The following is a 23,431-nucleotide window of genomic DNA, read 5'->3' on the forward strand; positions in this document are numbered from 1 at the left end:
CCCCGGATAAATGAGGCACACCAATTCAATTTGTTGTCATATAACTTTATACTGCCATTGTTAATTTATGGTTAATCAGGTGTATTAAATGAAAACTATTGCCTCAGCGCCACTGGCGGAAAATGTCATGATGCCGCAATACGACCGCCAGCAATTAAAAACGCGGATTGTGCATTTTGGTTTCGGTGCTTTTCACCGCGCCCATCAGGCGTTACTAACCGACAGGGTGCTGAATGCGCAGGGTGGAGACTGGGGTATTTGTGAGATCAGTCTGTTCAGCGGCGATCGACTGATGAGCCAACTGCGCGAACAGGATCATTTATTTACCGTGCTGGAAAAAGGGGCCAACGGCAACCAGCCAATTGTTATCGGTGCCGTCAACGAATGTCTCAACGCCAGGCTGGATTCGCTGGCGGCCATTATCGAAAAATTCTGCGAACCTCAGGTGGCTATTGTCTCGCTAACCATCACAGAAAAAGGCTACTGCATCGATCCGGCGACAGGTTCGTTAGACCTCAGTAATCCACGTATTGCTCACGATCTGCAAACACCGACTGAACCGCACTCTGCCCCCGGAATTATTGTTGAAGCCCTACACCGCCGACGTGAACGCGGGCTACAGCCGTTTACCGTCCTCTCTTGCGATAACATCCCGGACAATGGTCATGTGGTAAAAAACGCCGTCCTTGGAATGGCGGAGAAACGTTCACCAGAACTGGCAACCTGGATTCAGGAGCATGTCAGTTTCCCAGGCACCATGGTCGACCGCATTGTCCCTGCCGCCACTGAAGAGTCACTGGCCGAAATTGCCCGCGAGCTGGGGGTTGCCGATCCTTGCGCAATCAGCTGCGAACCGTTTATCCAGTGGGTGATTGAAGATAATTTTGTGTGTGGCCGCCCACAATGGGAAACGGCGGGCGTCCAGATGGTCGAAAATGTTCTGCCGTGGGAACAAATGAAACTGCGGATGCTGAACGGCAGTCATTCGTTTCTTGCTTATCTCGGCTATCTGGCCGGGTTCCAGCACATCAGCGACTGTATGCAGGACAGCGCTTTTCGTGAAGCCGCTTACCGCCTGATGCTCAACGAACAGGCACCCACGCTGCAAATTACCGATGTGGATTTAGACCAGTATGCCCTAAGCCTGTTGGAGCGTTTTGCCAACCCAGCGTTGAAACATAAAACCTGGCAAATCGCGATGGACGGTAGCCAGAAATTACCCCAGCGCATGTTGGAAGGGATCCGCGTACATTTAGCCCGCCAAAGTGAGTGGCCACTGCTGGCGCTCGGCGTCGCAGGCTGGATGCGTTATGTGAGCGGCGTGGATGATTCAGGCACCGCTATTGATGTTCGTGACCCGTTGAGTGAGAAAATTGCCGCTCTGGTTAAACAGAGCACAGAGTCAGAACGCGTCAACGCCCTACTTTCGCTGCGCGAGATTTTCGCCACCGATCTCGTACAGAATCCGCAGTTTGTCGCGGCCATTCAGCAGGCCTGGCAACGCATTGCCCAATACGGTGCGCATCAGGCTGTCATTGAGACGTTAAAAAGTTAACGATTTCTGCCATTAAGCAGGACGAAGCGCCTCTTCGTCCTCTCCCCCCTTCTCTTTTTCCCCGTTTTTCGCCAGGATTGTTAAATGCCATTACGGTAATTTATGATTCTGGAGTAAATGTGACTAAAACCAATCTCATCACCGGTTTTCTCGGCAGTGGCAAAACCACCTCTATTCTTCATTTATTGGCAAACAAAGATCCTGCTGAGAAGTGGGCCGTGCTGGTTAATGAGTTTGGCGAAGTTGGCATTGATGGCGCGTTGCTGGCCGACAGCGGTGCGCTGCTAAAAGAGATCCCCGGCGGCTGTATGTGCTGTGTTAACGGCCTGCCAATGCAGGTTGGCCTCAATACGCTGCTGCGTCAGGGAAAACCCGACCGTCTGCTGATTGAGCCCACCGGCCTCGGGCATCCCAAACAGATTCTGGATTTACTCACTGCACCGGTTTATGAGCCGTGGATCGATCTGCGCGCAACCCTCTGTATCCTTGATCCTCGCCTGTTACTGGATGAGAAAAGCGTCGCCAATGACAATTTCCGCGATCAGCTGGCCGCCGCTGATATCATTGTTGCCAACAAAACCGACCGTGCCACGACGGAAAGCGAAAACGCCCTGCAAAGCTGGTGGCAACACTACGGCGGTAATCGCCAGTTAGTTCATGCCGACCATGGGCAAATTGACGGACAGCTACTGAATTTGCCCCGACTAAACCTGGCGGAGCTTCCTGCAAGCGCGGAGCACGCCCATAGCCATGCCAACAAAAAGGGGCTGGCAGCGTTGAGCTTACCCGCACAGCAGCGCTGGCGTCGTAGCCTGAACAGCGGTCAGGGCCATCAGGCCTGCGGTTGGATTTTTGACGCCGATACAGTGTTCGATACCATCGGTCTGCTGGAATGGTCGCGTCTTGCTCCTGTTGGACGCGTGAAGGGGGTAATGCGTATTAAAGAAGGACTGGTACGCATTAACCGCCAGGGAGACGACTGGCATATAGAGACGCAAAACGTCGCACCACCCGATAGCCGTATTGAACTCATCGCCGATACCGAGACCGACTGGAATACGTTACAGAGCGCGTTGTTGAGACTTCGTTTAGACGCTAGCGCGTAAGGTTGCCTTCGTTTTTAGCAATGGTAAACGACGATGAAAACCCGATACCCTTCAATCCTCCTGCTAAATATTGCGGGCCTGGCACTGTTTATGTCCTGGTATATTCCAGCCGGGCATGGGTTCTGGTCTTCACTGGATACGGGCGTTTTCCGCTTCTTTAATCATAAACTGGTGGAAAGCCCACTGTTCTTATGGGTTGTTGCTATTACCAATAATCGGGCATTTGATGGCTGCTCATTGCTGGCTATGGGCGCATTGATGCTGCACTTTTGGCTCAAAGAGACGTCGGAAGGTCGCCGACGTATTGTGGCTATCGGTTTGGTTATGCTGCTCACCGCAGTGGTATTAAATCAGCTGGGCCAGGCGCTTATTCCCGTTAAACGCGCCAGCCCGACCCTGATGCTGGATAATATTTATCGCGTCAGCGAACTGCTGCATATTCCGACCAAAGATGCGTCGAGAGACAGTTTTCCTGGCGATCACGGCATGATGCTGCTTATTTTTTCCGCATTTATGCTGCGTTATTTCGGAAAAGTCGCAGGAATAATCAGCCTTATTATTGCTGTGGTTTTTGCCTTTCCACGCGTAATGATTGGCGCTCACTGGCTCACTGATATCGTGGTTGGTTCCATGACGGTGGTCTTGATTGGCCTTCCCTGGTGGCTAATGACGCCATTAAGTGACCGATTAGTCACTCTGTTCGTGAATTATCTCCCCGGCAAAAACAAACAATTTTTAAACAAATAACGCAGAGTAATTAACATCATCAGGGATACTTCTGATTCCCTGATGATGCCGGGCAATATTTCATCATTCTGATTGTCATTCCCCTGTCATCTTATTCATGTTTAAAATGAGTAGGTTGCGTATTTTTTACCCTGATTGTTCTTAATTTAGACAATGCCGTTTATTCACTTTCTGTATCAATTTTTCTTATAAGAAATCACGTAAAATCACTCGCATTGACCGGAACGATCGGGTAATCTCGAACTCGTTTTGCCTCGCGGGATAATTATTCCCTTTCAGAATAAATTTGTGCGTTCTGCCACAGATTTGACCTTAAGGAATTGTCTCATCGTGCGATGGTAATTAGTCTCGTCACGTTTGGCATTTTTTATAACGATATTTATCGTTAAGGACTTCAAGGGAAAACAAACAAAATGGTCAAATCTCAACCGATTTTGAGATATATCTTGCGGGGCATACCCGCGATAGCAGTTGCGGTTCTGCTTTCTGCATGTAGCACAACGAACACCGCCAAGAATATGCATTCTGAGACGCATGCTGTGGGCAATGGAGATAACTCTTCACTGCAAGCCTCTCAGGATGAATTTGAAAATATGGTACGTAATATCGATGTTAAATCACGTATTATGGACCAGTATGCTGACTGGAAAGGCGTGCGTTACCGCCTTGGCGGCAGCACCAAAAAAGGTATTGATTGCTCAAGCTTCGTGCAGCGTACATTCCGCGAGCAATTTGGTTTAGAGCTTCCGCGCTCAACCTATGAACAACAGGAAACGGGAAAATCCGTTTCGCGCACTAATCTGCGCACAGGCGATCTGGTTCTGTTCCGTGCTGGCTCTACCGGCCGTCACGTCGGTATTTATATCGGTAACAACCAGTTTGTACATGCCTCGACCAGCAGTGGCGTTATCATTTCCAGCATGAACGAGCCTTACTGGAAAAAACGCTACAACGAAGCTCGCCGGGTTCTGAGCCGCAGTTAGTTTCGTTTGGCAGCTATCCCTTGGCTATCCTGATGAGACATTCCAAAAGCACTGCTTCGGCGGTGCTTTTTTGTTTCACCCTGCGACTAAGAAAAATCTCACAACATGAGTCATTTCAGGTTATATTCATACAGAGTAAGCGGTTAAATCAGGTAAAATAAGGATCTATGTTCAGACGCTCTTCTTCATCCGGTCGGAAAATCCTGCTTTCCTGTATGTTAACGGGGCTTATCGTCGCAATACTCGTGAGTACCCTGCAGTTTTTCGTCACCTGGCATAAACGAGAAGTTAAGTACGACACGCTCCTTGCCGATATCCAGAATTACGTCAGCAGCTACTTCACCGACCTCAAAACCACCACCGATGCCCTTCAGCCGCTGGTTGCCAACAGTTGCCAACAAGTCAGCGCTAAACTGACCTCCAGTGCAGCCTTTAGCCTGAACGTTCGCGCTTTTTTACTGGTAAAAGACGGCATCGCTTTCTGCTCTTCCGCAACAGGTTCCATGTTCACTCCGATTTTAGATTTGATCCCGAACCTCGATATCAGCAGAAATATTGATGTGGAATTACTTCCCGGTACGCCCATGATGCCGGACAAACCAGCGATCATGATTTGGCACCGAAACGCGTCGTTCAATGATAGCGGCGTATTTACCTCACTGAATATCAATCTGGCGCCTTACCTACTCTATACCGCCCGGCAGGATGATTTTGACGGTATTGCTATTATCGTCGGTAATACCGCAATTTCGACATTCTCATCGCGAATCATCGATGTCTCCGCTCTTCCTCATACTTCCTGGCGGCAGGCCACTCTTGAAGGGATCCCGCTTAAAATTCGCTTATACGCACAAGAGTGGAACTATACCGACGTCTGGTATTCTATTTTGTTGGGATGTATGGCCGGGATTATTGCCGCCCTTCTCCTCTGGTACTACATCTACAGCATCCGTTTACGCCCAGGCAAAGATATCCTCAACGCCATCAAACATAACCAGTTTTATGTGGTGTACCAGCCCGTCGTAGAGATGCAAACGCTGGAAGTGAAAGGCGTCGAGGTCCTGTTACGTTGGAATCACCCAACAACGGGCGAGATCCCACCGGATGCCTTTATTCATTACGCTGAATCACAGAAAATGATCGTCCCACTGACTCAGCATCTCTTTAAGTTGATCGCCCAGGATGCCCCGACACTGCAAAAAGTGTTACCCGCTGGGGCAAAATTAGGGATCAATATCGCGCCATCGCATCTGCATGGCGAGACGTTTAAAGACGACATTCGCCACCTACAGGCCTCGCTTCCCGCAAACTATTTTCAGATAGTACTGGAAATCACAGAACGAGATATGCTCAATCAGCACGAGGCCACAAAGCTATTTGAATGGCTGCATTCCGCAGGTTTTGAAATTGCGATTGATGATTTTGGCACCGGCCATAGCGCGCTTATTTATCTGGAACGCTTTACCGTTGACTACCTGAAAATCGATCGCGGATTTATTAACGCCATTGGGACGGAAACACTGACTTCTCCGGTACTGGACGCCGTGTTGACACTTTCTAAACGTCTTAATATGCTGACGGTTGCGGAAGGGGTAGAAACTCCTGAGCAAGCCCGTTGGCTGCGCGATCGTGGGGTGCATTTTTTCCAGGGGTACTGGATTAGCCGACCATTACAGCTTGCTGATTTTGTGCGTTGGATGGCACAGCCCAATAAGCCGACGTGGTGATCGCAGTATGCGATTCATATACTCTCACTCGCCGCTACATCCCTTATCTTTCAGGCATGATGCCCGTCGGGTTGTGGCAGGAAAAGGAAAGCGCTTTTATATGATCCCTCGCGTACTGCTACTGTTTATTACCCTCATCGGGTTTAGCGCCCAGGCGCAATCCATCAAAGAAAGCTATGCTTTTGCCGTACTGGGTGAGCCGAAGTACGCATTTAACTTTAATCACTTCGATTATGTTAATCCCGCAGCCCCTAAAGGTGGTCAAATCACCCTGTCCGCCATTGGCACATTTGACAACTTCAACCGCTATGCAATGCGCGGTAACCCCGGCGCACGTACCGAAACGCTTTACGATACGCTGTTTACGACCTCTGACGATGAACCAGGTAGCTATTACCCGCTCATTGCCGACAGCGCACGCTATGCTGACGACTATTCCTGGGTAGAAATTGCCATTAATCCGCGGGCGCGTTTTCACGATGGCTCACCCATTACCGCCCGCGACGTCGCATTCACCTTCCATAAATTTATGACTGAAGGCGTGCCGCAGTTTCGTCTGGTCTACAAGGGAACAACGGTAAAAGCCATCGCGCCATTAACCGTACGCATTGAATTAGCCAAGCCGGGTAAAGAGGACATGCTCAGCCTGTTTTCATTACCCGTGATGCCAGAGAAGTACTGGAAAGATCATAAGCTCAGCGATCCCTTATCATCGCCACCGCTCGCCAGCGGCCCTTATCGCATTACCAAATGGAAGATGGGCCAGTATATTATCTACTCGCGCGTCAAAGATTACTGGGCCGCTAATCTGCCCGTCAATCGTGGACGCTGGAACTTTGATACCATCCGCTACGACTACTATCTGGATGATAACGTCGCCTTTGAAGCGTTTAAGGCCGGGGCGTTTGATCTGCGTCTTGAAAATGATGCCAAAAACTGGGCTACGCGTTATACCGGGAAAAATTTCGCGAATAACTACATCATCAAAGATGAACAAAAAAACGAGTCCGCCCAGGATACTCGCTGGCTGGCATTTAATATTCAGCGCCCGGTATTCAGCGACCGACGGGTGCGGGAAGCCATCACGCTGGCCTTTGATTTTGAATGGATGAATAAAGCGCTGTTCTATAACGCCTGGAGCCGGACCAACAGCTATTTTCAGAATACCGAATATGCCGCGACAAAATACCCCGACGCGGATGAGTTGGTGATACTCGCGCCCTTGAAAAAGGATCTCCCCCCTGAGGTCTTTAGCCAAATCTATCAGCCGCCAAAATCAAAAGGCGATGGCTACGATCGCGACAATCTGTTGAAAGCCGATACCTTACTGGAACAGGCCGGGTGGGTACTAAAGGGTCAGCAGCGCGTAAACAGCGCCAGCGGTAAACCTCTGAGCTTTGAACTGTTGCTCCCTGCGGGCAGCAACAGTCAGTGGGTGCTGCCGTTCCAGCACAACCTGCAACGCTTAGGTATTACCATGAATATCCGCCAGGTGGATAACTCACAAATCACGAACCGCCTGCGCAGTCGCGACTATGACATGATGCCGAGGTTGTATCGTGCGATGCCGTGGCCGAGTTCGGACCTGCAAATTCTGTGGGCCTCTCAATATATTGATTCCAGCTACAACGCCCCCGGCGTACAAAGCCCGGTGATTGATAAACTGATCGACCAAATCATCGCGGCGCAAGGCGATAAAGCCAAATTGATCCCACTGGGCCGGGTGCTGGACAGGGTATTAACCTGGAACTACTACATGTTGCCTATGTGGTTTATGGCAGAGGATCGCATTGCATGGTGGGATAAATTTTCACATCCTGCTATTCGCCCAATTTATACTATTGGCCTCGACAACTGGTGGTATGACGTCAACAAAGCGGCGAAGCTGCCCGCAGCCAGGCGGCAGGGAGAATAAATGGGCGCTTATCTGATTCGACGTCTGCTGCTGGTGATCCCAACGCTTTGGGCCATCATCACCATCAACTTTTTTATCGTGCAGATAGCCCCCGGCGGTCCAGTTGAACAGGCCGTCGCCGCCATTGAGTTCGGGCAAAGCGGAGCATTACCCGGCGCAGGTAGCGAAGGCGTTCGTGCCAGCCACGCGCAAACCGGCGTGGGTAACATCAGCGACAGTAATTATCGAGGCGGCCGGGGTCTGGACCCGGAAGTGATCGCCGAAATCACTCGCCGCTATGGGTTCGATAAGCCCATTCATGAGCGTTACTTCAAAATGCTCTGGGATTACATTCGTTTCGATTTCGGTGACAGCCTGTTTCGTAGCGCCTCGGTGCTGACGCTTATCAAAGACAGCCTGCCTGTTTCCGTCACGCTGGGGCTGTGGAGTACGCTCATCATCTACCTGGTGTCGATACCGCTTGGGATCCGCAAAGCGGTGCATAACGGCAGCCGGTTTGATGTCTGGAGCAGCGCATTTATTATTATCGGCTATGCCATACCGGCCTTTCTGTTTGCCATTTTGCTGATCGTCTTTTTTGCCGGGGGAAGCTACTACGACCTGTTCCCGCTTCGCGGGCTGGTATCCGCCAATTTTGACTCCCTGCCCTGGTATCAGAAAGTAACCGACTACCTTTGGCATATTACCCTGCCGGTGCTGGCGACGGTGGTTGGTGGGTTTGCCGCGCTGACTATGTTGACCAAGAACTCATTTCTGGATGAGGTGCGCAAACAATATGTCGTCACCGCACGCGCTAAAGGGGTCAGCGAGAAAAATATTCTGTGGAAACATGTGTTTCGCAATGCCATGTTGCTGGTGATCGCCGGCTTCCCGGCAACGTTTATCAGCATGTTTTTTACCGGCTCACTGCTGATTGAAGTGATGTTCTCACTTAACGGCCTGGGATTGCTGGGTTATGAATCTACCGTATCACGCGACTACCCGGTAATGTTTGGCACGCTTTATATCTTCACCCTGATCGGTCTGCTGCTGAATATCCTCAGCGACATCAGCTATACGCTGGTCGATCCTCGTATTGATTTTGAGGGACGCTAATGTCGCGATTAAGCCCCGTCAATCAGGCCCGCTGGGCGCGCTTTCGCCACAACCGTCGCGGCTACTGGTCGCTGTGGATTTTTCTGGTGCTGTTCGGCCTTAGCCTGTGTTCAGAACTGATTGCCAATGATAAGCCGCTACTGGTGCGCTACGACAATAGCTGGTATTTCCCCCTGTTCAAAAACTACAGTGAAAGCGACTTCGGCGGACCGCTGGCGACTCAGGCTGATTATCAGGACCCGTGGCTACAACAGCGCCTGGAAAACCAGGGCTGGATCCTGTGGGCACCAATACGCTTTGGGGCCACCAGCATTAACTTTGCCACCGATAAGCCCTTCCCTTCCCCGCCTTCCGCACAAAACTGGTTGGGAACAGACGCTAACGGCGGTGATGTACTGGCACGCATCCTCTACGGCACACGTATATCTGTCTTGTTTGGTCTAATGCTCACCCTGTGTTCGAGCGTGATGGGCATTATGGCTGGCGCAATTCAGGGCTATTATGGCTGGCGCAATTCAGGGCTATTATGGCGGCAAGGTGGATCTGTGGGGGCAACGATTCATTGAAGTTTGGTCAGGAATGCCAACGCTGTTTCTCATCATTCTGCTATCGAGCGTGGTCCAGCCTAACTTCTGGTGGCTGCTGGGCATTACCGTACTGTTTGGCTGGATGAGTCTGGTTGGCGTGGTGCGCGCGGAATTTTTACGTACCCGAAACTTTGATTACATTCGAGCCGCTCAGGCGCTCGGCGTAAGCGATCGCAGTATTATTCTGCGTCATATGCTGCCCAACGCGATGGTCGCGGCCCTGACTTTTTTACCGTTTATTTTATGCGCCTCGATAACTACTCTGACCTCACTGGATTTTCTTGGGTTCGGTTTACCGCTTGGCTCGCCATCACTGGGAGAACTCCTGTTGCAGGGTAAAAACAACCTGCAGGCACCGTGGCTTGGCATCACCGCGTTCATCTCCGTTGCCCTGCTACTATCGCTACTGATCTTTATTGGTGAAGCGGTACGCGATGCGTTTGATCCCAACAAGGCGATTTAAAATGACACAACCTCTGTTAGCCATTGAGAATTTATCGGTAGGTTTTCGTCAACAAGAGACCGTGCGCACCGTAGTCAATGCCCTCTCACTACGGGTTGATGCCGGACAAACGCTGGCGCTGGTGGGTGAATCTGGCTCGGGTAAAAGCGTGACCGCGCTTTCTATCCTACGGTTGTTACCGTCCCCTCCGGTAGTTTACCCTTCCGGGGACATCCGTTTTCATGGTGAATCATTACTTCACGCCAACGAGCAGACGCTTCGCGGCGTACGGGGGAATAAAATCGCCATGATTTTCCAGGAGCCGATGGTGTCACTGAACCCGCTCCACAATCTGGAAAAACAGCTTTATGAAGTGCTGTCGCTGCATAGGGGAATGCGTCGGGAGGCGGCGCGGGCAGAAATCCTGACCTGCCTGGATCGCGTTGGCATCCGTCAGGCAGCCAAACGTCTCGCAGACTACCCGCACCAGCTTTCCGGCGGTGAACGCCAGCGTGTGATGATCGCCATGGCGTTGCTGACACGACCAGAGCTGCTTATTGCTGATGAACCGACTACCGCGCTGGACGTTTCCGTACAGGCGCAGATCCTGCAGCTGTTGCGGGAGTTACAGCGTGAGCTGAACATGGGATTACTGTTCATCACCCACAACCTGAGCATTGTGAAAAAGCTAGCCGATACCGTGGCGGTCATGCAAAACGGTCAGTGTGTAGAGCAAAATAAAGCGGTACAACTGCTCGCTGCGCCAACGCATCCCTACACGCAGAAGTTGCTAAACAGTGAACCTTCCGGCGACCCGGTACCTTTGCCTGTCGGACAAGCCCCGCTGTTGGAAGTAGAAAAGCTTCGCGTCGCCTTTCCTATCCGCAAAGGTATCCTGAAACGCGTGGTGGACCACAACGTCGTCGTTAACGATGTCAGTTTTTCCCTTCGGCCCGGTGAAACGCTGGGGCTGGTTGGAGAGTCAGGCTCCGGAAAAAGCACCACCGGGCTGGCGTTACTGAGGTTAATCACCTCACAGGGAAGCATTGTGTTCGATGGTCTGGCGCTGCATACCTTAAATCGTCGCCAGCTGTTACCGGTCCGGCACCGCATTCAGGTGGTATTTCAGGATCCCAACTCCTCGCTAAACCCACGCCTGAGCGTGCTACAGATTATCGAGGAGGGGTTGCGCGTTCATCAGCCTACCCTGTCAGCTGAACAGCGCGAGGCACAGGTGAAAGCGGTGATGGCGGAAGTGGGACTGGATAGCGAAACACGGCATCGTTATCCTGCGGAGTTTTCTGGCGGGCAACGCCAACGCATTGCTATTGCCAGGGCATTGATTCTTAAACCTTCCCTGATCATTCTGGATGAACCAACATCGTCGCTCGACAGAACCGTGCAGGCGCAAATCCTGACGCTGTTAAAGTCGTTACAGGAAAAGCATCGCCTGGCTTATATTTTTATCAGCCATGATTTGCACGTAGTACGCGCGTTATGCCATCAGGTTATTGTGCTAAGGCAGGGAGAGGTCGTGGAACAAGGGCAATGCGAGCACGTATTTAACGCACCACAGCAGGCCTATACGCGTCAGCTGCTCGCGCTAAGCTGACGCTCAAAAAGGATTGTTGTTTGAAAACGGTTCTGCGATAGCCACGCCGAAGTTTTTCAGTCTGCAGGTCGCGGCAAATTCGTCCTGGCGATTCACAAACAGGCACGGCTCTCCTTCACATTCCAGTACGGAACAAGGAACCTCGATATCACTGAGGGCCTGGCTGAGCTTATGCATGACTGACCACGCGCTGTCACCATCAGGGCTGAGCAATTTGAGTGCCACCAGGCTGTTCTCATTACTCTGACCGTTTTGCGGAATCGGTTCAACTTTCGAACCTGCGAAACCCACCGACCAACGATAGCTCTGCGGCAGACGATGAACGATTGAGAGTTGTAATGTCATCACTTTCTTTCCCTGGAAGTACAATTACTTCACAATTATTTTACATCAATATTAACACATCATTGACAATACGTCTTTAGACAGTTGGTAAACGTTTACACCCTGTCTTTATGCAGCTTTTCAAACCCGGTAATTAAAATTATTCAATGGTTCTGGCATATTTCCGGGCTATATGTACTCGTTTCTGCGATCTAACTCAACCTTTTTAACTACAATGATGTGACTTTTTACATAAATTGATTTTACATAAAATAAACATAAGCGGGGAAAATGATAGATTTGCGGTTGATGTACATCAACTCTGGAGACCTTATGGCCCCCAGGTTGTGTATTAGATCACCGTTTTTGGGCGCGACTGGCGTAAAGATAGAAGAGAATTGAGCAGGTAGCGCAAAATGCGATCGACCATATCATTGGCCAGGCCGAGTTAAAGGTCGCCAGAGACAACAGCGCCCCGACAATGGCGCCAATGCCGAAGCGGAATGTCCCAGCCAGCGATGACGCCGTTCCCGCCATATGCGGAAATTCATCCAGAATAACCGCCATGGCGTTAGATGACACCATCGACACACAGCCAACAAACGCCGCAACGCCCACGACCAGGGCCCAGAACCCCAGCCCAAACAGTGCGCTAAAGACCATCCATCCCGCCATCACGAACTGGATCCACAGACCGGTACGGAACATATTCAATGCCCCAACCCGACGCACAAAGCGGCTGTTGATGATAGTCATCACGAACAGGAATACGATGTTAAGTGCGAAGTAATAACCGAAATGCTGCGGTGAAACGTGGTTAATCTCAATGTAAACAAAGGGTCCGGCGCTCAGAAACGAGAACATCCCGGCAAAGCTGAACCCGCTGGCCAGCATATAGCTCAGCACTCGTTTATGACGAAACAGCGAGGCAAAGTTGCCAATAGTGGTACGCAGGCGAAACGGCTGGCGACGCTCTACAGGCAGGGTCTCTTTGATTAGCGTAAAGATCATCACCGACGCCAGAACAGCCGCCATGGCGAGGATCCAAAAGATATAGTGCCAGCTAAGCCATACCAGCACCCAACCACCCACGATAGGTGCCAACAAGGGCGCAATTGTGGTCACCAGCATGACGAATGACATCATGCGCGAGAACTCTTCCTTCGGATAGATATCGCGCATCAGGGCGTTGATAACCACGCTCGCCGCCGCGGCAGCCAGACCGTGGAAGAAACGCATCACGATCAGTTGATCGATAGTTTGCGCCAGGGCGCAGGCCACTGCCGCCGCCGCAAACACCAGCGTTCCGCCCAGAATCACCGGCTTGCGCCCAATGCTGTCAGCCATTGGGCCATAGAGCAACTGCCCCACTGCAAACCCCAGAATATAGGTACTGAGGGTCATCTGCGCGCTACCCGCAGGCACACCAAACTGTTCTGAGATAACAGGTAGCGCCGGAAGATACATATCAATCGACAACGGCATCAGCATGGCTAACAAGCCAAGGATAAAGACTATGGCAATTGACGAGTTCTGCCGGGTGGTCACATTTAGCTCCTGAAATTAACGCGGGGTTAAGTTAACGCTGGCGATTTCTTCTTCGGTCAATGGACGGTATTCACCCGGCTCCAGATCGTCATCAAGCCTGATGTCACCAATTCGTTCACGGTGCAGTTCCACAACGTGGTTACCCACCGCGGCAAACATACGTTTTACCTGATGATAGCGCCCTTCGCTGATGGTCAATCGCACCTGAGTTGGCGTAATGACCTCCAGAACAGCCGGTTTGGTCAGGTCTTTTTCATTATGCAACTGTACGCCACGGGCAAACTGCTCGGCGGTATCGTCTGCCACTGGCGACTCCAGCGTCACCAGATAGGTTTTCTCACAATGGTGACGAGGAGAGGTGATACGATGCGACCACTGTCCGTCATCGGTCATCAGTACCAGTCCGGTGGTGTCGATATCCAGACGCCCTGCCGCATGCAGTTTGTAGGCAACCGGTTCATCAAGGAAATAGAGCACCGTCGGATGATCCGGGTCATCCGTTGAGCAAACATAACCCTGAGGCTTATTCAGCATAAAATAGCGCGGGCCATTTTGTTGAACCAGGGAATTACCGTCATATTCGACGTCGTGTTCTGGTAGCAGCTTAAAGGCACTGTTTTTAACGATTTCACCGTCGACGGTAACGCGGTTAGCACGGATCTCACGCCCGGCAATAGCGCGGCTGACGCCGAGTTGCTGAGCGATAAATTTATCAAGTCGCATGAGTGTGATTTTTGCCTGTAAAAATACGAGAAGCGGGTTTACGCCCGAAAAGTGGGACTGTTATCCGCCCAGTATAGCGGTGTTACACCATCCCTCAAGGGAAATGATTCATGGCATACTATACATTGTTGCTGTTTACCTTAATGAGCTCATGATTTTTACTCTTCGCCCGTACCAAAAAGAAGCCGTGGACGCCACGCTCAACCATTTTCGCCACCACCGCACGCCAGCGGTTATCGTCCTGCCAACCGGCGCGGGCAAAAGTCTGGTGATTGCAGAACTGGCCCGCGTGGCACGTGGTCGCGTACTGGTACTGGCGCACGTCAAAGAACTGGTCGCACAAAACCATGCCAAATATTGTGCGCTGGGGCTGGAAGCCGATATTTTTGCCGCAGGCCTGAAGCGTAAAGAGAGCCACGGGAAAGTAGTCTTTGGCAGCGTACAGTCGGTAGCGCGTAATCTGGACGCCTTTCAGGGTGAATTCTCCCTGCTGATCGTCGATGAATGTCATCGTATTGGCGATGATGAAGAGAGTCAGTATCAGCAAATCCTCACTCACCTGACTAAAGTAAATCCCCACTTACGTCTGCTCGGGCTTACCGCCACACCTTTTCGTTTGGGTAAGGGCTGGATTTATCATTTTCATTATCATGGTATGGTGCGCGGCGATGAAAAAGCGCTGTTTCGCGACTGCATTTATGAATTACCGCTGCGCTACATGATTAAACACGGCTACCTGACGCCGCCAGAACGCCTCGACATGCCGGTCGTGCAGTATGACTTTAGCCGCCTGCAGGCACAGAGTAACGGCCTGTTTAGCGAAGCGGATCTGAATCAGGAGCTGAAAAAGCAGCAGCGAATAACGCCGCATATCATCAGCCAGATTATCGAGTTTGCCCAAACCCGCAAAGGGGTGATGATTTTCGCCGCCACCGTTGAGCACGCCAAAGAAATTCTGGGCCTGCTGCCCGCTGACGACGCCGCGCTAATCACTGGAGATACGCCAGGCGCTGAGCGAGACGTGCTGATTGAAGAGTTCAAAGCCCAGCGCTTTCGCTATCTGGTGAATGTGTCGGTCCTGACCACCGGCTTCGATGCCCCGCACGTCGACCTTATCGCTATTCTGCGCCCAACAGAGTCAGTTAGCCTTTACCAACAAATTGTCGGTCGTGGGTTGCGCCTTGCACCGGGTAAAACCGACTGTCTGATCCTCGATTATGCCGGCAACCCGCACGATTTGTACGCACCGGAAGTGGGTGCTCCGAAAGGAAAAAGCGACAACGTTCCGGTACAGGTGTTCTGTCCTGCCTGCGGATTTGCAAACACCTTCTGGGGCAAAACCACGGCAGACGGCACGCTGATTGAACATTTTGGCCGCCGCTGCCAGGGATGGTTTGAAGATGATGACGGCCATCGCGAACAGTGCGATTTTCGTTTCCGTTTTAAAAACTGCCCACAGTGCAACGCGGAAAATGACATCGCCGCCCGCCGTTGTCGGGAGTGCGACGCGGTGCTGGTTGACCCGGATGACATGCTGAAAGCCGCGCTCAGGCTCAAAGATGCGCTGGTCCTGCGCTGTAGCGGTATGGTGTTACAAAACGGGCAGGATGATAAAGGCGAATGGCTGAAAATCACCTATTACGATGAAGATGGCGCTGACGTCAGCGAACGCTTTCGCCTGCACACTCCCGCGCAGCGTACGGCCTTCGAACAACTGTTTATTCGCCCGCACACCCGAACACCCGGTATACCCTTACGCTGGATAACCGCCGCCGATATCCTCAATCAGCAGGCGTTGTTACGGCATCCTGATTTCGTGGTGGCGCATATGAAAGGTCAGTACTGGCAGGTCCGTGAAAAGGTCTTCGATTATGAAGGACGCTTTCGTCGGGCACATGAATTACGCGGTTAATCGTACTTTTGATTGATGTACCAGCCGTTTGAGTATAGAATCTCGCCCGCTTTTGCATACGCAAAGCAGATCACTTACCTGTTGCTGGGTCGCCTGTAGCAGGAATTATTAAAGAGAGATTTAAATGTTTACTATCAACGCTGAAGTACGTAAAGAGCAGGGTAAGGGTGCGAGCCGCCGCCTGCGTGCCGCTAACAAGTTCCCGGCAATCATCTACGGTGGCGCAGAAGCCCCGATTGCTATCGAACTGGATCACGATGCAGTTATGAACATGCAAGCTAAAGCTGAATTCTACAGCGAAGTTCTGACCATCGTTGTTGACGGTAAAGAAGTTAAAGTTAAAGCTCAGGCTGTACAGCGTCACCCGTTCAAGCCGAAGCTGTCTCACATCGACTTCGTTCGCGCGTAATCGCCAACAAGTTGAAGAAAAACCCCGCCTTGGCGGGGTTTTTTTATGGGATTTTGTCATCGATACTGATGGTTCTCGTCGACCGGATAAGGCATTAACGCTCTCACCCGGCAAACGGTTTTATTTCCCGCCTGACGTGCGGCGCTGCAGCTGGTCGCGCAGGTTCGGCGGCGTACCTTTGATGGTCAACGTATCTGTAGCCGGATCCCAGAAAATACGCTCACCCAATAACATAGCGTCGAAGTTAATGGTTAACCCACCGCCGCTGCCGGCAAATTTGGTTAACTGACGCAGCGTACTGCGATCCGCAGGGAAGCTCTCTTCCAGCTCGTAACCTTTATCAGCGGTAAATTCGCTGAAGCTAACTTCACTGACGCCGGAAAGCTCTTTAGACAGCGACTCCAGTTCGATCTCTTCACCAGCCTGCAGCTGCTCGTTACAGTAGCTATACACCTGCTGACGCACGTTCTGGCGTTCGGCTTTATCGAGTTGCGCCTCGGCAGTAAAGTCATCGACCGCCTGCAGCAGGCCACGGTTTTGCGCTTTGGCATTCAGACCTTCGCTGGCACCGAGGAAGTCCATAAAGAAATCGGCGACTTTGCGCCCTACCCGCCCTTTCAGGAACGTCAGATAGCGCGTGGACTCCGGGTTGGTTTCCCACTCGGTTAAATCAATGCGCGCCACGATGTCCGCATGATTGATATCCAGATAGTGCGTCGGATTGATATCCAGATTTTCATTGACGCGCATGCTGCTTAAATTGTTCAGCACAGCAACTAACAGATACTCTACCGCCAGATAGCGATAATGGCAGAACAGAACAATACCACCGTCGGCAAAAGGATATTTCGCCAGTTCGTCCCGCAAGCGTCCGGTCGCGGCACGACTAAATGCCAGAAAACCCTCTTCACCCTGACGCTGTAAACGCAGCGTTTGCGCCAGTTCACTCTCTTCGCTAAACAGGCCATAGGCTTTATTCTTGGCGCTATACACCCGATGCAACTCAGCCATCATATCGACAACCGTCGCTGTCGGTTCCAGTAATGAATCGCGCAAGACCAGCTCAAGATTCTGCTCGTCACGTTTGATAAGCTGGTGCAGGGCAATCTGGTTGATATCCAGACTCATGATAAACTCTCCTTTTAGACCGGGCGGTATTCAACCACCTGCCGGGCAGTGACGCAATAGAAGATAAAAAAGCAGAAAAAAAACTGTCTGTACGGTAATATGTTGCCCTTTCATGAACAGACTGATTTCGATTTATGCCACAAATTTCCCGCTATAGTGACGAACACGTTGAACAACTGCTGAATGAGATGCTCAACGTACTGGAAAAACATAAGGCGCCGACCGACCTTTCCCTGATGGTACTGGGAAATATGGTGACTAACCTTATCAATACAAGCATCGCACCGGCCCAGCGCCAGGCGATTGCCAATTCTTTTGCCCGCGCATTGCAGTCTTCGGTAAACGACGACCAAGCGCATTAAGAGCCTGCTCCGGGGAAACGAACAACAGTTTATGGTAACTCATCGTCAGCGCTACCGTGAGAAAGTCTCCCAGATGGTTAGCTGGGGGCACTGGTTTGCCTTGTTCAACATTCTGTTGGCCATGGTTCTCGGTAGCCGTTACCTGTTTGTCGCCGACTGGCCGACAACTCTTGCAGGTCGTGTATATTCCTACCTGAGCGTTGTCGGGCATTTTAGCTTTCTGGTGTTTGCCACCTATCTGCTGATCCTGTTTCCCCTGACGTTTATCGTCATGTCCCAGAGGCTGATGCGATTCTTATCAGCTATCCTGGCGACGGCTGGCATGACGCTGTTGTTAATCGACAGCGAGGTTTTCACCCGCTTCCACCTGCACCTCAACCCGATCGTCTGGGAACTGGTCATTAACCCTGACCAGAACGAAGCGGCGCGTGACTGGCAACTGTTGTTTATCAGCGTGCCGGTTATCCTGTTAATAGAAATGTTGTTTGCGACCTGGAGCTGGCAAAAGCTGCGCAGCCTGACGCGTCGTCGCCATTTCGCCAAACCGTTAGCGGCATTCTTTTTCGTTTCTTTTATCGCCTCGCATGTGGTGTATATCTGGGCTGATGCCAATTTCTATCGCCCGATTACCATGCAGCGCGCAAACCTGCCACTCTCTTACCCGATGACGGCGCGTAAGTTTCTGGAAAAACATGGCCTGCTGGATGCGCAAGAGTATCAGCGTCGCCTGATCGAACAGGGTAATCCGGAAGCGGTTTCCGTGCAGTACCCGCTCAGCGAACTGCACTATCGCGATATGGGCACCGGCCAGAACGTTCTGCTGATCACCGTAGACGGCCTGAACTACTCACGCTTTGAAAAACAGATGCCTGCGCTGGCTGAGTTCGCCGGGCAGAATATCTCCTTTACGCGTCACATGAGCTCAGGCAACACCACGGATAACGGGATCTTTGGCCTGTTCTACGGCGTTTCGCCAAGCTACATGGACGGCATTTTATCGACCCGAACGCCTGCGGCGCTGATCTCTGCACTGAACCAGCAGGGTTATCAGTTAGGGCTATTCTCCTCGGATGGCTTTACCAGCCCGCTTTATCGTCAGGCGCTGCTGTCAGATTTCTCCATGCCGAGCGTGCAAACGCAATCAGACGAACAAACCGCAAGCCAATGGATTAACTGGCTGGGACGCTACGCGCAGGAAGATAATCGCTGGTTCTCCTGGGTCTCCTTTAACGGGACAAACCTTGATGACAGTAACCAGAAGAACTTTGCCAAACGCTACGCCAGCGCCGCTCAGGATGTGGATGCCAATATTAACCGTGTTCTTAGCGCCCTGCGCGACTCGGGTAAACTGGACAACACGGTGGTAATTATTACCGCTGGCCGCGGTGTACCGCTGACGCAGGAAGAGAACAACTTTGCCTGGTCGCGCGGTCATCTGCAGGTTCCTCTGGTTATTCACTGGCCGGGAACACCTGCCCAGCGCATCAATAGCCTGACCGATCATACAGACCTGATGACGACGCTGATGCAGCGCCTGCTGCATGTCAGCACGCCGGCTAACGAATACTCGCAGGGGCAGGATTTGTTCAATGCTACACGCCGCCATTACTGGGTGACCGCCGCTGACGGCAGCACGATGGCAGTGACCACACCAGAGATGACGCTGGTACTGAACAACAACGGTAATTACCAGACCTATGATTTACATGGCGAGAAAATTAAAGATCAGAAACCGCAGCTCAGCCTGCTGCTACAGGTTCTGACGGATGAGAAACGATTTATTGCTAACTGATTAATTATAAATCAGTTAGTGAGGCATCCTCTTGCATTCGTAGCGGAAAGCAGTAGTATTAGCAGCGCGTCGGCACGTAGCGCAGCCTGGTAGCGCACCGTCATGGGGTGTCGGGGGTCGGAGGTTCAAATCCTCTCGTGCCGACCAAAAATCCCAGAAAAAACCAACCCTTGTGGTTGGTTTTTTTATGCCTGTTTTCTGAACGGGGATTAATCGGGGAAAAATCCCCAACGCAAAGCGTCGACTTCGCGGTAACATTTCAGCTATACACATCACCGGGAAGTCATCAACCTCGTTTATGAAAACGGAATTTTGATGGTCTGCCCGGTGCAAAAGATATCCTGAAGCAATGCTATTGTCAGAGAAAACGAATTTAAGAAACTCATCCTTTTGTTGCTTTTTCTGAAACAGTTGAGCTTCCCTTTCCACATCGCCATCATCTACCTATAGCTTACCCATTTCTGATATCGTAGACAATTTCCCCACAATGGTCTTCAACCACAGACCACTTCGTATTAGCAACGTCAAATTTACAAAGTTGCTAAAGTAGCCAACCATCGACTTAGCAAAGGCTGCTATTTTTGATTTACCATCACTTATCGTTTTCTGTCCAGCCAAATACACCGCATACAGAACGCTTCCCAAATGGAATGAAGCCAAGAAAGTTTTAAAGTCACATAGGCCCCAGCCCAATCATAATACCCTGCATTCACTTTGTAATGACAAGGCTGATTTATTCAGAAACCAGATGATTTATAGTAATTTAATTTTAAAGAATTCAGAATTTATCCCGGAAAGAAACATTCCCTATGCTTTAGGGTAGGAGTACGATTAGCGCATAAAACAATACAAATAATATGGATATGCTATACCCGTTGACTGGACAATAAACCCCACGTCGGGAACTCCCATAGTCCCCGGAGGGGTCAGGCAACTTACAATAGGAGAGATTGCACTAGCCAGGACGCTGTTTGGTGGAAGTATTATCTATAGCAAGGTGTGGGTACACCTTGAAAGCTATCTCCCCTTCAATATGCAACCCATAAATGTTGCCATGACGCCAAACGGTGAACTTTGGTTTAGAGAGGGAACTTATTCACCTGATTTCTCTTTGGAACGTGACATACAGAAAAAACACAGATTCATGCATGAGATGGTTCACGCCTGGCAAGCACAGAAGGGAATGTTTGTTAGAACCAGAGGTTTGTTCTCTCGTTTCGCTGATTACAGTTACAGTTTAGATAAGGCTGATTTTCTTCATTACGGATTAGAACAGCAAGCATCAATAGCCAGTGATTATTGGTTACTTCTCACATATGGATTTAATAGTGGCACCTCATATTTATCTGTATACAGAGATTACAATCCTAATGAATCAGTTTATTCTTTAATATCAAAATATAAAGCTGTTATGAAAGGATTTCCAGGATGAAAAAGTCAACCATTGTCCCCTTAATATTTCTTCTGTCGGGCTGCCCCGGTGGAGGTGTACCAGTTTCACAGCAACGTAGTGTTTTTAAACAAGGCGATACTATTTGCTTCACTGTAAATAAAACAGATATTTTAGAGCGTTATAGTATCTACTATTCGCCTGACAGAAAATATACGGTTATTAAAGCAGATGATGGAATCTCTCTAAAATATCCTGACACTTGTTTTAAAATTAAATTAAAGAACGGATATATATATAATATATCTTATTCTCTCAATAATAAAAGCTATTCAGATTCATTCTTTATAGATAACGATGGAAACTATTAATCATGTCATTACCAGCTTATTTATTTTTATATGATGAAAACGGAATGCAGATTCCGGGAGATTGTTCATCTTTAGGCCGTGAAGGTGCCATAGAAGTCATGAATAGTAGTTACGGTGTTAGACAGCCTGTTGATAGCAACACTGGCAGCATGACAGGCTGCAGGCAGCATGACAGGCTGCAGGCAGCATAATCCCGTAATTGTGCATAAGCAACTTGATAAAGTCAGCCCTTATCTGGCTGTAGCTGTTTGTGAAGGGAAGAGACTGCAAAAGGCAGTCATTAAATATTATGAGACTATAGAGGCAGGGATCGAAGTAGAGATTTATAATATTACTCTGGAAGATGTCGTTATATCCTCTGTAGATTTTACACATGTCTACTATCCCGGTAGTTCATCCCCTAATATGCATGAGGTAGTAGGTCTTAGATTCCGTGGCATTGAATCGAATTATGTTAGAGGAAATATTAAATACAATGATGCCTGGATTAAATGAGTAAAGAAAGAACAGCAGCAATAAATAAAGGGGCATCACGCGCCCTCTATTTCATCAATAAATTTTAAACTCAACAATATCAGAACGTGGGTAACTTTTTTGTACTTGGGTACCCATTTCTGATGAAGAACGACGGCTGATGTGTAAAGACGTACGGGTCGATCCTCAATGCTCCAGAATGTTACACCACAACCATTCGTGAACGTTGGTTCTCAATAAGGCGCGGTAACTATACATTACTGACAGAACCGTAACCGTATACAGGATCGGCCGATTGCAGATACTGAAAAGTTATGCCATAGCCTGATCCCATTTTCCACCCACCCCCAGCACCCTCCCGGCTTCTTACCGTTCTTGAGCATCACATTGTCCAGGTATCCCCTCTCTCTTCAGCACAGGTTTTACTACTTACCCATGCATAAATTGGGGTAAAATTTATCTTCTCATCAGCGCGATGAATCTGGACGATTGATGCGCTGAAAACAATAATGATACTAATAAAAGCTCAGGAGAATAGTATGCCTGAAGTAACGCCTTTTCGGGTGCTGATTGTCGACGACCACCCGCTCATGCGGCGGGGAATTAGTCAATTATTGCAACTGGATCCCGCATTTGACGTAGTCGCTGAAGCTGGCGACGGCGCAAGTGCTATCGATCTGGCAAACCGTCTGGACCTTGATGTGATCCTGCTGGATCTCAATATGAAAGGTATGAGCGGGCTGGACACCCTGAATGCGCTGCGTCGGGACGGCGTCACCGCGCAAATTATTATTCTTACCGTATCGGATGCCGCCAGCGATGTGTACGCCTTAATTGATGCCGGCGCGGATGGTTATTTACTGAAAGATAGCGATCCTGAAGTCTTGCTGGAAGCCATTCGTAACGGCGCCAAGGGGGGTAAAGCGTTTAGCGCTCGCGTTAGCGAATATCTGCGCGAACGTGACCTGTTTGGCGCACAAGAAGATCCGTTCAGCATTCTCACCGAACGCGAGCTGGATGTATTGCATGAACTTGCTCAGGGGCTGTCGAACAAACAGATTGCATCAGTGCTGAATATTTCTGAACAGACGGTGAAGGTGCATATTCGCAACCTGCTGCGCAAACTCAATGTGCGTTCTCGCGTTGCTGCCACCATCCTGTTTTTGCAAACGCGCGGCATGCAGTAATCAATGAGATGCCGGATGACGACGCAGCAGCGTCATATCCGG

At 50.3% G+C, this 23,431-nt stretch carries 21 protein-coding genes, 1 tRNA gene and 1 pseudogene; 19 read left to right on the forward strand and 4 right to left on the reverse strand.

All coding sequences use genetic code 11. The features are described from left to right. The first annotated feature begins 88 nt into the window (after positions 1-88). The 9 genes and pseudogenes from OGY72_RS10730 (at position 89) to yejF (ending at position 11,769) form a co-directional block, all read left to right on the forward strand. Positions 89-1,555, forward strand: a complete 1,467-nt coding sequence (locus OGY72_RS10730; protein WP_008785284.1) for a mannitol dehydrogenase family protein — start codon at positions 89-91, stop codon at positions 1,553-1,555. 119 nt (positions 1,556-1,674) lie between these two features. After that, positions 1,675-2,661: a CobW family GTP-binding protein gene (locus OGY72_RS10735; protein WP_198579356.1), complete on the forward strand. Its 987-nt coding sequence runs from the start codon at positions 1,675-1,677 to the stop codon at positions 2,659-2,661. Positions 2,662-2,694: 33 nt separating this feature from the next. Further along, entirely contained in the window at positions 2,695-3,408 is a 714-nt protein-coding gene (locus OGY72_RS10740; RefSeq protein WP_279275688.1) for a phosphatase PAP2 family protein, read from the forward strand. Positions 3,409-3,821: 413 nt separating this feature from the next. Beyond that, the gene (gene mepS / locus OGY72_RS10745) at positions 3,822-4,391 is read left to right on the forward strand and encodes a bifunctional murein DD-endopeptidase/murein LD-carboxypeptidase (protein ID WP_003834567.1); all 570 of its coding nucleotides are present in this window, start codon (positions 3,822-3,824) and stop codon (positions 4,389-4,391) included. Positions 4,392-4,558: 167 nt separating this feature from the next. Further along, positions 4,559-6,118: a cyclic di-GMP phosphodiesterase gene (locus tag OGY72_RS10750; protein ID WP_126317671.1), complete on the forward strand. Its 1,560-nt coding sequence runs from the start codon at positions 4,559-4,561 to the stop codon at positions 6,116-6,118. A gap of 100 nt (positions 6,119-6,218) precedes the next feature. Further along, positions 6,219-8,033, forward strand: coding sequence for an extracellular solute-binding protein (locus tag OGY72_RS10755; RefSeq protein WP_286547757.1), 1,815 nt, complete (start codon positions 6,219-6,221; stop codon positions 8,031-8,033). Next, positions 8,034-9,128, forward strand: a complete 1,095-nt coding sequence (locus OGY72_RS10760) for a microcin C ABC transporter permease YejB (protein ID WP_003834575.1) — start codon at positions 8,034-8,036, stop codon at positions 9,126-9,128. After that, positions 9,128-10,178, forward strand: a pseudogene (locus OGY72_RS10765) (ABC transporter permease). The gene OGY72_RS10760 and the pseudogene OGY72_RS10765 overlap by 1 nt, the downstream one beginning before the upstream one ends. A 1-nt stretch (position 10,179) precedes the next feature. Then, the gene (yejF, locus tag OGY72_RS10770; RefSeq protein WP_149384773.1) at positions 10,180-11,769 is read left to right on the forward strand and encodes a microcin C ABC transporter ATP-binding protein YejF; all 1,590 of its coding nucleotides are present in this window, start codon (positions 10,180-10,182) and stop codon (positions 11,767-11,769) included. 3 nt (positions 11,770-11,772) lie between these two features. Here yejF and OGY72_RS10775 read toward each other — a convergent pair whose 3' ends face one another. The 3 genes from OGY72_RS10775 to rsuA all read right to left on the reverse strand — a co-directional run bounded on the left by OGY72_RS10775 (position 11,773) and on the right by rsuA (position 14,364). Further along, the gene (locus OGY72_RS10775; protein ID WP_085951589.1) at positions 11,773-12,117 is read right to left on the reverse strand and encodes a YejG family protein; all 345 of its coding nucleotides are present in this window, start codon (positions 12,115-12,117) and stop codon (positions 11,773-11,775) included. A 333-nt stretch (positions 12,118-12,450) separates the two neighbouring features. Next, a complete protein-coding gene (locus OGY72_RS10780; protein WP_003834584.1) occupies positions 12,451-13,641 on the reverse strand; it encodes a Bcr/CflA family multidrug efflux MFS transporter in 1,191 nt (396 codons plus the stop codon). A 15-nt stretch (positions 13,642-13,656) separates the two neighbouring features. Beyond that, positions 13,657-14,364 (reverse strand): 16S rRNA pseudouridine(516) synthase RsuA, encoded by a 708-nt coding sequence (gene rsuA / locus OGY72_RS10785; protein WP_003834586.1) that lies wholly within the window; start codon positions 14,362-14,364, stop codon positions 13,657-13,659. A gap of 151 nt (positions 14,365-14,515) precedes the next feature. Between rsuA and radD the strand changes: the two genes are divergently transcribed. Together radD and rplY are read left to right on the forward strand one after the other, a co-directional pair. Next, a complete protein-coding gene (gene radD / locus OGY72_RS10790) occupies positions 14,516-16,276 on the forward strand; it encodes a DNA repair helicase RadD (RefSeq protein WP_286547758.1) in 1,761 nt (586 codons plus the stop codon). A gap of 124 nt (positions 16,277-16,400) precedes the next feature. Next, the gene (gene rplY, locus OGY72_RS10795) at positions 16,401-16,685 is read left to right on the forward strand and encodes a 50S ribosomal protein L25 (protein WP_003027502.1); all 285 of its coding nucleotides are present in this window, start codon (positions 16,401-16,403) and stop codon (positions 16,683-16,685) included. 120 nt (positions 16,686-16,805) lie between these two features. On the opposite strand, the gene yejK is transcribed toward rplY, so the two are convergent. Continuing rightward, the gene (gene yejK / locus OGY72_RS10800) at positions 16,806-17,813 is read right to left on the reverse strand and encodes a nucleoid-associated protein YejK (protein ID WP_286547759.1); all 1,008 of its coding nucleotides are present in this window, start codon (positions 17,811-17,813) and stop codon (positions 16,806-16,808) included. A 134-nt stretch (positions 17,814-17,947) separates the two neighbouring features. Between yejK and OGY72_RS10805 the strand changes: the two genes are divergently transcribed. The 8 genes from OGY72_RS10805 (at position 17,948) to narP (ending at position 23,389) form a co-directional block, all read left to right on the forward strand. Next, on the forward strand, positions 17,948-18,175 hold the full coding sequence (locus tag OGY72_RS10805; RefSeq protein ID WP_003027506.1) for a YejL family protein: 228 nt from the start codon (positions 17,948-17,950) through the stop codon (positions 18,173-18,175). A gap of 31 nt (positions 18,176-18,206) precedes the next feature. Then, a complete protein-coding gene (gene yejM, locus OGY72_RS10810) occupies positions 18,207-19,967 on the forward strand; it encodes an LPS biosynthesis-modulating metalloenzyme YejM (protein WP_149281478.1) in 1,761 nt (586 codons plus the stop codon). Positions 19,968-20,037: 70 nt separating this feature from the next. Then, positions 20,038-20,114: transfer RNA gene (locus tag OGY72_RS10815), tRNA-Pro, on the forward strand. Positions 20,115-20,835: 721 nt separating this feature from the next. Beyond that, a complete protein-coding gene (locus OGY72_RS10820; RefSeq protein ID WP_003834597.1) occupies positions 20,836-21,399 on the forward strand; it encodes a hypothetical protein in 564 nt (187 codons plus the stop codon). Beyond that, entirely contained in the window at positions 21,396-21,728 is a 333-nt protein-coding gene (locus tag OGY72_RS10825; RefSeq protein ID WP_003834599.1) for a putative T6SS immunity periplasmic lipoprotein, read from the forward strand. The genes OGY72_RS10820 and OGY72_RS10825 overlap by 4 nt, the downstream gene beginning before the upstream one ends. Before the next feature lie 2 nt (positions 21,729-21,730). Continuing rightward, complete coding sequence (locus tag OGY72_RS10830) at positions 21,731-21,919, forward strand: type VI secretion system tube protein Hcp (protein WP_286547761.1); 189 nt, start codon at positions 21,731-21,733, stop codon at positions 21,917-21,919. After that, the gene (locus OGY72_RS10835; protein ID WP_286547762.1) at positions 21,897-22,223 is read left to right on the forward strand and encodes an Hcp family type VI secretion system effector; all 327 of its coding nucleotides are present in this window, start codon (positions 21,897-21,899) and stop codon (positions 22,221-22,223) included. The genes OGY72_RS10830 and OGY72_RS10835 overlap by 23 nt, the downstream gene beginning before the upstream one ends. 518 nt (positions 22,224-22,741) lie before the next feature. After that, a complete protein-coding gene (narP, locus tag OGY72_RS10840; protein ID WP_003834605.1) occupies positions 22,742-23,389 on the forward strand; it encodes a nitrate/nitrite response regulator protein NarP in 648 nt (215 codons plus the stop codon). The last annotated feature ends 42 nt before the right edge of the window (positions 23,390-23,431 follow it).

This window comes from Citrobacter sp. Cpo221 (assembly GCF_030332345.1).
Lineage (GTDB): Bacteria > Pseudomonadota > Gammaproteobacteria > Enterobacterales > Enterobacteriaceae > Citrobacter > Citrobacter portucalensis.